We start from the raw sequence: 12,560 nt of genomic DNA on the forward strand, positions 1-12,560 counted from the left end.
CCCGCCTCGGAGTGCGCCCCGTGCCGACCTTCGCCAACCCCGTTCTCGCCGGCTGTCATCCGGACCCGTCGGTCTGCCGCGTCGGGGAGGACTACTACCTGGTCACGTCATCGTTCGCGTACTACCCCGGCATCCCGGTCTTCCACAGCCGTGACCTGGTGCGCTGGCGCCCGCTGGGTCATGTGGTGCATCGGTCCCCCCAGTTGTCGCTGACCGGGCTGGACGTCTCCGACGGCATCTGGGCTCCCACCATCCGCCATCACGAGGGCACCTTCTACGTGGTCTCGACCCTGGCGAGGGGCCGCCAGGGCAGCGTCACGTTCCTCGCCACCGCCTCCGACGCCGCCGGCCCCTGGTCGGATCCGGTCGTGCTGGAGGCGGAGGGCATCGACCCGTCGCTGTTCTTCGACGAGGACGGCCGCTGCTGGTTCACCGCCTGCCGCGACGCCGCGCACCCGGACGCGGGCGGTCCCGGCGAGCTGTGGATGCGTGAGCTCGACCTCGGGAGCCTGGCCCTGACCGGCCCGACCCACGTCCTGTGGCACGGGGCGATGCGTGGCGCCTGGGTGGAGGCGCCGCATGTGTACCGACGCGATGGCCTGTACTACCTGATCGCCGCGGAGGGAGGCACCGAGAGCAATCACGCCGTGACCGCGGCTCGTGCCGAGGCCGTCACCGGCCCCTACTCCACGGACCCCAGGAGCCCTCTGCTCACCCATCGCCATCATGGGCCGGCGGAACCCATACAGAACGTCGGCCACGTCGACCTCGTCGACACCCCCGCCGGGGAGACCTGGGCCGTGACGCTGGGCGTGCGGCCGATCGACGGCACGCACACGCTCGGCCGCGAGGTCTTCCTCGTGCCGGTCGAATGGACCCCCAGGGGGCCCGTCTTCGCACCGGACACCGGACGGGTGACGCTGTCGGAGCGGCTGCCCGCGGGCATCCCTGCCGCGGCCGGGCGACCACACCAGGACGGGCCCGTGCGGGACGACTTCACCGGCACGGCGCTCGGCCCGGAGTGGAACAGCCTGCGCGGGCCGGTCGACAGCCTCGTCCAACTCCGCCCGGGCGAAGGCGGCCTGACCATCCGGCTGTCCCCGGAGCCCCTCACCACCACAGGCACCCCCGCGTTCATCGGGCGCCGCCAGCAGCATCTTCGTCTGCGCGTCAGCACCCGCATCCGCTTCACCGCCACGGCGCCGACGCAGGAGGCTGGACTGACCGTCTTCCAGAGCCACAGGCAGCACGCCACTCTGGCCCTGACCGTCGACGCCTCCGGAACCCCGCACGCCGTGCTCACCGCCCGTGAGGCAGGTGTCGGTACCCGCCTGGCGGCCGTCGCCGTGGCGGACAGCGAGGTGATCTTGGCAGTAGACAGCGACGAGTCCGGTTACACCTTCCACGTCGAGGACGACTCCACGCGGACCACCCTCGGCAGCATCGAGCGGCCCTTCTTCAGCACGGAACGCGCCGGCGGTTTCGTCGGCGTCCACATCGGCCTGTACGGCACCGGCAGCGCCGAGGCCGGCCCGGCCGAGGCAGATGTGCGCTGGTTCGACTACGCGCCGGTCGCGAGCTCCCGGGGGGCGGGCTCGGGACCGGATCAGCTGTAGAAGTTCTTGGACCAGCGATGCCTGGCCAACAGCGCGAGTTCCCGAGTGGTCAGCGGGGGTGAGTCGGCGACCGCGGCATTGCGTTCCACGTTCGCCAGTGAGCGCATCCCGACGATGACCGTGGAGACCGCCTGCCCGGCAAGCGCGAACCGCAGGGCCGTGGACGGCAGCTCGTCGACTCCGATCCCCAGGTCGGCGACGAGCGCGTCCACGCGCTTCTCGACCCGGGCGGGCCGGTCGTCCCTGAAGTACCAGTTGCGCCAGTCGCCCTCCGGGAAGGTGACACCCGGCCGGATCGAGCCCGTCAGGGCACCTTCGTCGAGGACGACCCGCCCGATCACGCCCACGCCGTACTCGGCACAGGCGGGCAGCAGGGCGTCGGCGGGCGTCTGCTCGAAGATGTTGTAGATGACCTGGACCGCGTCCAGGACCCCGGTCCGCAGCAGTGTGAGCACGTTCTCGGGCTGGTGGTCCTTGACGGAGATCCCGAAGAACCTGATCCTGCCCTCCCGTTTGAGGGCCTCCACCGTCTCCAGCCAGTCGCCGCGGCCGGTCCACTCGTCCTCCCAGGTGTGCAGCTGAAGGAGATCGACGTGGTCGCGGCCCAGCTCGCGCAGGCTGGTCTCCAGGCTCTCGCGCAGGTGCGAGCCGGGGAAGGCGTCCATGACGTCGAGCCCGCTGGGCGCCAGCGACACCGGGACCTTCGGCCCGGCCTTCGTCGCCACGTACACGCCGTCACCGCCGCCCGGGAGTTCCCTGAGCGCACGGCCTACGACGCGCTCGCTGCGGTCGTACGCCCTGGCGGTGTCGATGAAGTTGACGCCCAGATCGAGGGCACGGCGCAGGGCGCGCACCCCGGAGTCGTCGTCGGCGCCGACCCAGGCTCCCTGGCCCAACCCCCAGGCTCCGTAGCCGATCTCGGACACGCTCAGACCGGTCCGGCCGAGTTCCCGGTAACGCATGTGCTCTCTGGACTCCCTGGGTGACGGCCGCCGACCGGGGCCGCTTTCCGTGCGCCTCCGGGCAGCCTCAAGGGGCCCGTGCGGAGCACGACTTGCCCGCACGACGCTACCGACGGCGGCCTACTGTTCACCAGCTCGGCAGGACAGCGAAACTTTCGGATCAGCGCGAACGGGGAGCGGCGGTGCTGCGCCGCACGACGAGCTCCGGCGTGATCTTCTGCCGTGCCGCCCGCTCCCCGCGCAGCATCCGCACCAGCAGCTCGATGGCACTGCTGCCGAGGTGACCGAAGTCCTGTCGTACGGTGGTCAGGGCGGGCACCAGGTAACCGGCCCCCTTGATGTCGTCGAACCCGACCACCGACACGTCCTGCGGCACGTGCACGCCCCGTTCCGCGAACGCCGCCAGCACTCCCATGGCCATCTGGTCGTTGCCCGCGAAGACGGCAGTCGGCAGGGCGGTGCCGTCCGCACAGAGGCGATGGGCGAGGCGGAACCCGCTCTCCGCGGTGAAGTCCCCTTCCAGTTCCAGTACGACCTCGTCCGCCCCGGCGGCGGCGATCTCGGCCCGCCAGCCCTCGACGCGTGCCCGTGCGTCGAAGGTGCGCAGGTCACCGGTGAGGTGGGCGATCCGCCGGTGCCCGAGGTCGAGGAGATGCCGTACCGCCAGGCGCGCGCCGAGCTCCTGATCGACCTCGACGAAGCTCAGTTCGGGGTTGGGCGCGCTTCCGGACATCACCACCGCCACCGGCACGTCGAGGACGAGGCCGGACAGCGCCTCCACCGCGGCAGGGCGGTCGGCGACCACCGCGATCGCCTCCACCGCCTGGTCCGTGAGCCGCCGCAGTGTCTCCACCAGGTCACCGGTGCTGCTGCCGCCCTGCCGGCTCGCCAGGCTCACCCAGTAGCCGGCTCGCTCGGCGGCCGTCTCCACTCCCCGCAGGATGCGGGGCAGTTCGTACAGCTCAGAGCCGACGATCACCACACCGATCGTTGAGGAACGGCGGCTCTTGAGGGCCCTGGCCACACTGTTGCGGCGATAGCCCAGCTTCCGGATCGCGGCCTCGACCCGGCTCCGGGTCTCCGGCCGCACCGACGGATGGCCGTTGATGACGCGGGAGACGGTGATGTGCGAGACGCCGGCCTCCCGTGCCACGTCCATCATCCCCGGCGGCCGGTTCATGTCGCTCGTTCCTCTGCCCTCGACGCCGGCATACGGCCTTGCGCTCACCGCCGATACTGTCACAGGCTCCGGGGCCGTTGCGCCTGGTGGAGCAGGTCCTGGTAGTCCGGGTGGCGGGCTATCCAGCCGCTGTAGAAGGGGCAGGTGGCGAGCACGCGCAGGCCCGCGGCACGCGCTTCGTCCAGCGAGGCCCGCACGAGCGCGGACCCCGCTCGCCTGCCCTCGTACCGGGGGGCGGCCTCGGTGTGCACGAAGGCGATGAGCTCCGGCGTGCGGATGTACTCCGCGAACCCCGCGATGCCGGACTCCCCTTCGACACGAGCCTCGTACCGGTGTGCCTCGGGGACGTCACTTATCCCGATCACCCTGGTGCCTCCTTGTCCTCAGTGCCGGTACTCGGCTTGTCCCTTGCAGAGCCACGACACGTCCGTGCGACGCACAACACGCCGGGCTGGGGTTCAGACCGTATGCCTCGGCCGCCCGCCACAGCGGCATGACGGCCTTGACCGGCTGATACATCAAGCGCCACGCCTCGCCGCTCAGTCATGGATGGGCGAAGGCTGCTTCTGCACGTGCTCGACGATCCGGTCCGCGACGCAGGCGAACGCCCGGAGCTCCTCCGGAGTCAGGGGTTCGATGCACAGGCGGCGCACCGCCCCCACATGGCGGGGCGCGGCCTCCGCGATCACCTGCCGCCCCTCGGGGGTGAGGACCACGAACGCGCCGCGCCCCGACGACCCCGAAGCGATCCGAAGAGGCCTCCCAGTCCTCTCGCGCCCGGACGATGTCGTCATGACTGCGGCCGACGAAGTTCCACCATATGACGATCTCCTCCTCGAACGGGGTGCCGCCGAGCAGGATCGTCCGCGCCGGAGCGTCCGACTCGTTCACCAGCGTCAGAGCGTCGACGCCGGGGTGGACATAGCCCAGCTCCGCCGGACGCAGCCCGGTGTCGGCCACGCGGACGTCCCCGCTGTCCACGAGAACCCTGTGCTCGAAGTCACCGTCCAGGGCTAGGGTGATCGTCGCGCGCGGTCGCGAGGACGATCTCGGCACCGAGCAGAGGCGTGAAGGTCCGCACCGGGGAGGTGTCTCCGGCGAGCGAGCCCAGGAAGACCCTGATCTCCGCCCCGTCGATCCGCAGGGGTTCGGGGACGTGGTGCTGGAAGGGCGTCCCGAGACTGTCGGTGTGCTCCACCTCCCCGCTGAACAGCCGGCTCACTGTCTGCAGGCCGGTGTGCGGATGCGGCGGTACGTCCATGCCCCTGGTCGCGGCCACGTCGTTCGGACCGTAGTGGTCGGCGAAGCACCAGGCTCCGATCAGGGTTCGCGTACGGTGCGGCAGGGTGCGTCGCACCGTCATCGCGCGGGCCGCCCAGGGGAGCCTCTCGCGCGGAGATCACGTCCACGCGCGGCACGTCGCCCGGCTGCCGCTCGTCCACCAGCGCTCCGCATCTCACCGCCGCCGGCTTGGTTTCCACATTGCTCACCCAGAGCGCCTCCCCCCAATTTCGTTGCCACATCAACTATCATGGGAGAGGCTTAGTTGACTCATCAACTGCAACACCGAGGTGGCCGCGGCCATGACCTGGCCGTGGGTCTCTCCTGGCAGCCGCTGGGCATCGCGGCCGCCGTCGGCTTCGGTAACACGATGATCGGCGCGGTGGCGTTCCATGCTGAGGCCGGCGACTACGCCAACGCCGCCACCCGGGGGAACGTGATGGCGCCCATCATCCTCACGCCGACCTCCGTACCACCGCCGTGACGCTCGACCTGGCCATGTGAGCCCGGTCCACGGCTCGGCTTCCGGCCGCCCCGGTGGCGGCCGGAAGCCGACTCAGGACTGGTCCTCGTCCAGCTTCGCGACCACGCGCTCGGAGACCTCGCCCAGCGTCCGCAGCTCCGCCGGAGTGACATGGTCGAGAAACAGCGAACGCACCGCCTCCACATGGAGCGGAGCCGCCGCTTCGATCGCCGCACGCCCCGCCGCCGTGATGACCACGAAGGCACCGCGGGCGTCCTCAAGGCACTCCTCGCGCACGACCAGTCCCCGCCCGGCCATCCGCGCGATGTGATGGGACATCCGGCTCTTCTCCCACTCCAGTTCCCGAGCCAGGTCCTGGTAGCGCTGCCGCCCCTCCGGCACATCCGTCAGCTGGACCAGTACCGCGAAGTCGGCGGCCGACAGTTTCGACTGCGTCTGCAGCAAGCGCGCCAACCGACCGCCGAGCTTCTCGTGCAGCCGGACGAAGCTCCGCCAAGCGTGCTGCTCCTCCGACGTCAACCATCGCGCCGTCTCTTCCATGCGGAAAGTGTAAGCGTCGTTGACAGATCACCTAAATGCCTGAATGGCGTCGCCGGACCCGCACCTCGCAAGTGCAGGCGTCTGCCGCACCGTCAACCGGCTCCCCCGCCACGGCAGAACCACCGGATCCACTAATTGCCGACCGCGTCTTGACTGCGCAGTCATACCGGGTTCAGAGTCTCTGACTGCGCAGTCATGCACTGGCCCCACATCGCCGAGGAGAGTCATGAAGAGACGAAAGCCGGGGAGGATTCCGGGGGTCTTCCTCGCGGCGTCCGCGACGCTGGTCGCCCCCGCGTTCACCGCGGTCCCCGCACATGCGTACAACCCGACGGGCGGCATCCTGTACCAACTCGGCGACGAGCCCTGCCTCAAGGGCCGGGGCAACTGCGCCATCTACCCCAAGTCCGCACAGCTGCCGAGCGGGCGCCTGGTCGCCTCGTTCGAGAAGGCCACGGTCGTTCCCGCCACGGGCGGAGCCGCCGGAGAGACGCTGCCGATCTACAAGAGCGACGACTACGGCACGTCCTGGCAGCCGCTGTCGGAGCTCAAGGCTCCGGCCTACCTCTCCGACGACCCCAAGTACGCGAAGTACACGAGCAACTGGACGAACCCCTACCTCTACGTCCTTCCGCAGGACGTCGGGAACCTCAAGGCGGGCACCCTGCTGCTCGCCAGTGTCGTGTCGGGCGAGGACCACTACTACAAGGAGCACAAGGCGGCCGATCCGAACTGGACGCCGTCGAACGACGGCGACCGCGAGGACCTGGCGATCGCCCTGTTCTCCAGCACCGACGAGGGCACCACGTGGAACGTCGTCAACGTCGTCGCGACCGGCGGCTGGCAGGGCGGCAGCGCGGGCGCGATCGGTCGGAACGTCGCCGCCGCGAACACGTACAAGCAGGTGGATCCCCTCTGGGAGCCGTACCTGATGGTCCACGACGGCAGACTCGTCTGCTACTACTCGGACGAGAACGACTACCTCGGCTTCGATCCGGTCACCGGCGTCCCGCGGCTGGACCCGGACAACGACACGGCCACCGACTCGCACGGCCAGATCCTCGTCCACAAGACCTGGGACGGCAGCAGCGCGCGCTGGAGCGATCCCGTGGTCGATGTCGCGGGACTGACGCAGAGCATGGGCGGCGGCAAGACACAGATCGGCGGCGGACGCCCGGGCATGACGAACGTCGTCCGGACGACGGACGGCAAGTGGCTGATCACGTACGAGTATTGGGGCGGCGGAACCAACGTCAGGTACAAGGTCGCCGACGATCCGCTGAAGTTCTCCGCGGACGGCGACAACGTCGGCAAGGCCGTCACCTCCCTGCCGGTCGACGCCGGCTCCCGTGCCCTGACCACGAACGGCAGCCCGGTCGTCATCCGGCTTCCCGACGGGCGGCTCGTCTACAACGCCGCCGGCAGCGGCAACGTCTGGGTCAACGACAGCGGGCGCAGCGACGGCGTGTGGAAGGAGTACCAGACGACCGTGGGCCCCGGCTACAGCCGCAACCTCCAGTACGTCGAGGGCACCGGCCGTATCGCCATCCTGCGCAACCAGGGCATTTCCACGATCGCCTACGGCGAGGTCGACCTCGGACGTTCGGACGGGGCGTACTACCGGCTGGTGAACCGGAAGACCGGCCAGGTGATCGGCACCGGGAACAGGACCAACGACGCCAACATCGGCAACGGGGACGTCCCCGACGTCCGGCTGGAGGACGCGGGGGCGGCGGCGAACAAGGACACGCAGTACTGGCATGTGGTCACCAAGGCCGATGGCGCCGTGACGCTGCTGAACAAGTCGGGCGGCCGTGCCGCGGCCATCTGGACGGCGAATCCGACCGTCGGCCAGCGGATCGGCCAGTGGGTCGACGACACCCCGGCGGGTCTGTGGAACCTCATCAGGACCGATGACGGGTACGTCAGGTTGCAGGCGGCCAGGAACACCGGCGTGTACTTGACCGGCGCGCCGGCGGGGGCGTCCCTCACCTTGCAGAACGCGGCCGACGACGGCTCGCAGGACTGGCTGCTCGTCCCGGAGGCTCCGGCCGCGGCGGATCTGACGCGGGGCACACGGTCCAGGAAGCTGATCGCGGCGGACCCGGTCGGGCGGAAGGCGACGGTGCGGCTGGACGCCACGGCATTCGACCCCGCGGGCACCGCCTTGCACGCGAACACGACGGGCCGTGCCTACGTGTTCGTGGGCGGCGGAAGCGCCACGGATCTGGGCCCGGTCTCCTTCGACGAGAACCAGAAAGGCAGCGTGACGCTGCCGAGGACGATATCCATCGGGAAGACGTTCAGGATCGCCGTGGTCTTCGACGACACCCCGATGATGTGGGACACGGCCACGGTGCGGGCTCCGGCCCGTGCGGGGCGCGGATGACCGGCAGCCAGGCGTCGCGCGAACGCCCTAGCCTCGGGGCTCATCGGGAAGGCGGTATGCGGCGAGGGCGGCGATGTCGTCGTCGAGGCTCCCGCTGCTGTAGGCGAGCAGGTCCTGGTGCAGGTGGTCGAGGAGTTCGCGGGGAGGGAGGGTGGCCCAGGCCCGGATGCGCTCGGTGAGCGGGTAGAAGGATCCGGTGGGGTCGCGCGTCTCGGTTACGCCGTCGGTGTACAGCAGCAGCCGGTCACCGGGATGGAAGGGCTCGACGTCCACGCGATAGCCGTCGCCGAGCAGAATGCCGAGGTTGATGGGTAGCGCCGGGTCGGCCGAGTCCAGTTCGGTGACCCCGTCGGGGCCCAGCCGCAGGGGCGGCGGGTGGCCGCAGTTGACGATGCGGACCAAGGGTTCGTGATCGGGAACCTCGGCGAACACGGCGGTGACGAAGCGCTCCGCCGCTTCGCTGCCCGGTAGCAGGGCGGCCCGGCGGCTCATGCTCTGTTCGACACGATGCGCCACCCCGGCCAGATCGGGCTCGTCGTAGGCGGCCTCACGGAAGGCGCCGAGCATCGTGGCGGCCGTTTCCACCGCGAGCAGACCCTTGCCCCGGACATCGCCGATGAGCAGACGGACTCCGTGTGCGGTGGGCACCGCCTCGTACAGGTCACCGCCGATGCGTGCCTCGGCGGCAGCGGACAGGTAGAGGGCCTCCATCGAGATCCGGCCGAGGCGGCGGGGCACCGGGCGCAGCAGCACGCGCTGCGCGGTCTCGGCCACGGAGCGCACGCTCGCCAGCGTGCGCTCGCGGCGCGTTCGGTGGGCGGCCATGATCGTGCCGAGGACGCCGACCAGGGCGGTGCAGACGTAGGCGCCCACATAGTGACGGTCCCACAGGTGACCCACCATGCGCCCCGCACAACACGGAGTGCCGGCCAGAACGCCTTCGAACACGACGGCGAACGCCGCGATGGCTGCGACACCGACCGGTGGATGGGCGTAGGCGGCGACCACGGGAAGCGCGATGAGCAGGAAGCTCACCGGCCACTGCACCGGAGTGAGCGGCTCGAGCACCAGGATGCCCGCGACGTAGAAGGCCGGCAGCCAGCGCATCCATGCCGGCGGGGCAGGCACCTGCGGGCCCCTTCCGCTCGCCCGCGCCGCACGGCGGCCCTCGGCCCTACGGCGGCCGGGCCATCTCACCGCTCACTCACAAGAACTCCTGGCAGACCTCGACCACCTTGTCATGATCTTCATCGTAATTCCATGACATGGGCGATTCATGGTGGCCACCACGAGCGACCACCGCCACCACGGCGAGCTTTCGCCGTGGCATCCGGTCAAGCCGCGGCATCCGATCAACCGGTGGCGAGGAGTTCGAGCGTGTCGATCACGCGGTTCGAGAAGCCCCACTCGTTGTCGTACCAGGCGACCACCTTGACGTGGCGTCCGTCGACGCGGGTGAGGGCCGAGTCGAAGATGGACGAGGCCGGGTTGCCCGTGATGTCGGACGACACGAGCGGGTCGTCCGAGTACTCGAGGATGCCGGCCAGCGGCCCCTGCGCCGCGGCGCGGTACGCCGCCAGCACGTCGTCGCGCGTCACGTCGCGGGCGACGGTCGTGTTGAGTTCGACGATCGAGCCCACCGGAACCGGCACCCGGATCGAGTCGCCCGACAGCTTTCCGTCGAGGTTCGGCAGCACGAGGCCGATCGCCTTGGCGGCGCCCGTCGTGGTCGGCACGATGTTGACGGCCGCCGCTCGGGCGCGGCGGGCGTCGCGGTGCGGACCGTCCTGCAGGTTCTGCTCCTGCGTGTAGGCGTGCACGGTCGTCATGAAGCCGTGCTCGATGCCGGCGAGTTCGTCGAGCACGGCGGCCAGCGGCGCGAGCGCGTTGGTCGTGCAGGAGGCGTTCGAGACGATCGTGTGCACGGCCGGGTCGTAGGCGTCGGTGTTGACCCCGAACGCGAGCGTGACGTCGGCGCCGTCCGAGGGCGCGCTGACGAGCACCTTCTTCGCGCCCGCGTCGAGGTGTGCGCGAGCGGCCTTGGCCGAGGTGAAGCGGCCGGTCGCCTCCAGCACGATGTCCACGCCGAGTTCGGCCCACGGCAGCTGCGCCGGTTCGCGCTCGGCGAGCACGGTGATGCGGCGTCCGTCGACGACGAGGGCGTCCCTGTCGACGGTCACCGGGCGACCGAGCCGACCGGCCGTCGAGTCGTAGGCGAGCAGCCGCGCGAGGGTCGCGGGCTCTGTGAGGTCGTTGACGGCGACGACCTCCAGGTCGCTGGTGCGTTCGAGCAGCGCGCGCAGCACATTGCGTCCGATGCGGCCGAATCCGTTGACGGCGATACGAGTCATGAGAGCTCTCCCCTTCGGTTCGCCACCAGCCTCGCGTACCGCCTTCGGCCGTGACCGCGGCGTAAGCGCCACGGTTCGAAAGGATCTCGCCAGGCGGCCCGGCTACTCGCCCTGGGCGAACGTGCGCCGGTACTCGCTCGGGGTGGTGCCGAGGATGCGCTGGAAGTGCAGCCGCAGATTCGTGCCGGTGCCCAGACCCACGTCGGCGGCGATCTGTTCGACGCTCCGTTCCGAGCGCTCCAGCAGCTCACGGGCCATGTCGATGCGGGCGCGCATGACCCACTGCATCGGCGTGTACCCGGTGTCCTCGACGAAGCGCCTTGAGAAGGTGCGCGGCGAGACCGCCGCGTGCCGGGCGAGCACATCGAGGGTGAGGGGCTCGCCGAGCCGGTGCAGGGCCCACTCTCGGGTGGTGGCGAACCGCTCGCCGAGCGGCTCGGGCAGGCTGCGCGGCACGTACTGTGCCTGACCGCCGCTGCGGTAGGGAGCCGCGACCAGCCGCCGGGCCGCGTGATTCGACGCGGCCACCCCGAGGTCTCCGCGCAGAACATGCAGGCACAGGTCGATGCCGGAGGCGGCGCCGGCCGACGTCAGCACGCTGCCCTCGTCGACGAACAGGACGTTCTCGTCGACTCGGACGAGTGGATGCTTCGCCTTGAGCGCCTGTGAGTAATGCCAGTGCGTCGTGGCGCGCTTGCCGTCGAGCAGACCCGTGGCGGCGAGCGCGAAGGCGCCCGTGGAGATGGCGGCGAGCCGCGCGCCCCGATCGTGGGCGGCGAGCAGCGCGTCGACGACGGCCGATGGCGGATCGTCGCGGTCCGGAGACCGGTACCCGGGGATGAAGACGATATCGGCCCACGCCAGCGCGTCGAGGCCGTCGGCGACGTGGTAGGACAGGCCGTCGCCGCCGGTCACCAGACCGGTCTCCGCGCCGCAGACCCGCACCTCGTACGGCATGCTCGCCCGGGTGGTGAACACCTGCGCGGGAATGCCGACGTCGAGCGGCTTCGCACCCTCCAGCACAAGGACGGCGACACGATGGAGGCGGGTGGATGGCACGGGTAACAGGGTACGAGGGGCTTTTGGTGGTCAGTCGGCCCGGGCGATCGCAGAGTCCACCGTGACGGCCCTGGGCCACGCCGTCGGCGTCGGCCTCGGAGGTGGACTGAGCAGGGGGAATGTACGTGCCTCCTGCTGGGGCCTTCCGCGCCAACGCCGTGTGGTCTTCACCACGGCCACCGCACGTGGCCGGTGCGCACCATGTCGATGACGTCCCGCGCGGTGAAGGCAGCGCGGACGCACACCCGCACTCCGGGATGGCGGCCGGCGAAGGAACGGATCATCGAGGTGAGGGGCTCCACGGCCGGGGGGGCATCGCGGCGATGTCGAGCCTGCCGGTGCGGAGTTCGTGGACGGCGTCGACGCCGGCGCGCGCGGTCTCCATGCTGCGTACGGCGGCACGGGCGGGCTCGATCAGAGCGGTCCCCGCCTCCGTGAGCACGGTCCGCTTGCCGAGGCGGTGGAACAGGTCGGTGCCCAGGTCCCGCTCCAGTGACCGAACCGTCTGCGACAGCGCCGGCTGCGAGACGTACGGCGCCGCGGCCGCCCGGTTGAAACCGCCGTGGTCGACGATCGCGAGGAAGAACTCCAGCTGCCGGATGTCCATACGGCGATTCTCACTCCCCGACAGGCCGCCGACGGCACCACGCTGCGGCATCCGACGCTCCCTCAAGAGCACAGCACGGGAGCTTCGCAAC

General features: G+C 70.4%; 10 protein-coding genes and 3 pseudogenes. 3 read left to right on the plus strand and 10 right to left on the minus strand.

Annotation, left to right across the window (positions count from 1 at the left end; genetic code table 11):
- Positions 1-20 precede the first annotated feature (20 nt).
- A complete protein-coding gene (locus AQI70_RS20640) occupies positions 21-1,616 on the plus strand; it encodes a glycoside hydrolase family 43 protein (RefSeq protein ID WP_062152225.1) in 1,596 nt (531 codons plus the stop codon).
- On the opposite strand, the gene AQI70_RS20645 is transcribed toward AQI70_RS20640, so the two are convergent.
- The 5 genes and pseudogenes from AQI70_RS20645 to AQI70_RS37605 all read right to left on the minus strand — a co-directional run.
- Positions 1,607-2,578, minus strand: a complete 972-nt coding sequence (locus AQI70_RS20645; RefSeq protein WP_062152227.1) for an aldo/keto reductase — start codon at positions 2,576-2,578, stop codon at positions 1,607-1,609. The genes AQI70_RS20640 and AQI70_RS20645 overlap by 10 nt on opposite strands.
- 160 nt (positions 2,579-2,738) lie before the next feature.
- Positions 2,739-3,758, minus strand: coding sequence for a LacI family DNA-binding transcriptional regulator (locus AQI70_RS20650; RefSeq protein WP_062152229.1), 1,020 nt, complete (start codon positions 3,756-3,758; stop codon positions 2,739-2,741).
- Positions 3,759-3,817: 59 nt separating this feature from the next.
- Positions 3,818-4,114 carry a GNAT family N-acetyltransferase gene (locus tag AQI70_RS20655; RefSeq protein WP_062153069.1) on the minus strand — a complete coding sequence of 99 codons (297 nt, stop codon included), beginning with the start codon at positions 4,112-4,114 and terminating at the stop codon, positions 3,818-3,820.
- A gap of 183 nt (positions 4,115-4,297) precedes the next feature.
- On the minus strand, positions 4,298-4,474 hold the full coding sequence (locus tag AQI70_RS39630; RefSeq protein WP_167358909.1) for a hypothetical protein: 177 nt from the start codon (positions 4,472-4,474) through the stop codon (positions 4,298-4,300).
- A 16-nt stretch (positions 4,475-4,490) separates the two neighbouring features.
- Positions 4,491-5,248, minus strand: a pseudogene (locus AQI70_RS37605) (pirin family protein); the annotation flags it as partial.
- Positions 5,249-5,304: 56 nt separating this feature from the next.
- Between AQI70_RS37605 and AQI70_RS38620 the strand changes: the two are divergent.
- Positions 5,305-5,523, plus strand: coding sequence for a DoxX family protein (locus AQI70_RS38620; protein ID WP_107117047.1), 219 nt, complete (start codon positions 5,305-5,307; stop codon positions 5,521-5,523).
- A 72-nt stretch (positions 5,524-5,595) separates the two neighbouring features.
- Here AQI70_RS38620 and AQI70_RS20675 read toward each other — a convergent pair whose 3' ends face one another.
- Positions 5,596-6,063 (minus strand): MarR family winged helix-turn-helix transcriptional regulator, encoded by a 468-nt coding sequence (locus tag AQI70_RS20675; protein WP_062152237.1) that lies wholly within the window; start codon positions 6,061-6,063, stop codon positions 5,596-5,598.
- A gap of 226 nt (positions 6,064-6,289) precedes the next feature.
- On the opposite strand from AQI70_RS20675, the pseudogene AQI70_RS20680 reads away from it, so the two are divergent.
- A pseudogene (locus AQI70_RS20680) lies at positions 6,290-8,101 on the plus strand (RICIN domain-containing protein); the annotation flags it as partial.
- A 378-nt stretch (positions 8,102-8,479) separates the two neighbouring features.
- Here the strand turns inward: AQI70_RS20680 and AQI70_RS20685 are convergent.
- The 4 genes and pseudogenes from AQI70_RS20685 to AQI70_RS20700 all read right to left on the minus strand — a co-directional run.
- Positions 8,480-9,580: a PP2C family protein-serine/threonine phosphatase gene (locus tag AQI70_RS20685; protein WP_244181754.1), complete on the minus strand. Its 1,101-nt coding sequence runs from the start codon at positions 9,578-9,580 to the stop codon at positions 8,480-8,482.
- A 224-nt stretch (positions 9,581-9,804) separates the two neighbouring features.
- Positions 9,805-10,803, minus strand: coding sequence for a type I glyceraldehyde-3-phosphate dehydrogenase (gene gap, locus AQI70_RS20690; protein ID WP_062152243.1), 999 nt, complete (start codon positions 10,801-10,803; stop codon positions 9,805-9,807).
- A 102-nt stretch (positions 10,804-10,905) separates the two neighbouring features.
- Positions 10,906-11,862, minus strand: coding sequence for a GlxA family transcriptional regulator (locus tag AQI70_RS20695; protein WP_079051394.1), 957 nt, complete (start codon positions 11,860-11,862; stop codon positions 10,906-10,908).
- Positions 11,863-12,044: 182 nt separating this feature from the next.
- Positions 12,045-12,469 (minus strand): annotated as a pseudogene (locus tag AQI70_RS20700) (LysR family transcriptional regulator); the annotation flags it as partial.
- Positions 12,470-12,560: the final 91 nt, after the last annotated feature.

Origin of the sequence: Streptomyces curacoi (assembly GCF_001513975.1) — a bacterium.
Taxonomy (GTDB): domain Bacteria; phylum Actinomycetota; class Actinomycetes; order Streptomycetales; family Streptomycetaceae; genus Streptomyces; species Streptomyces curacoi.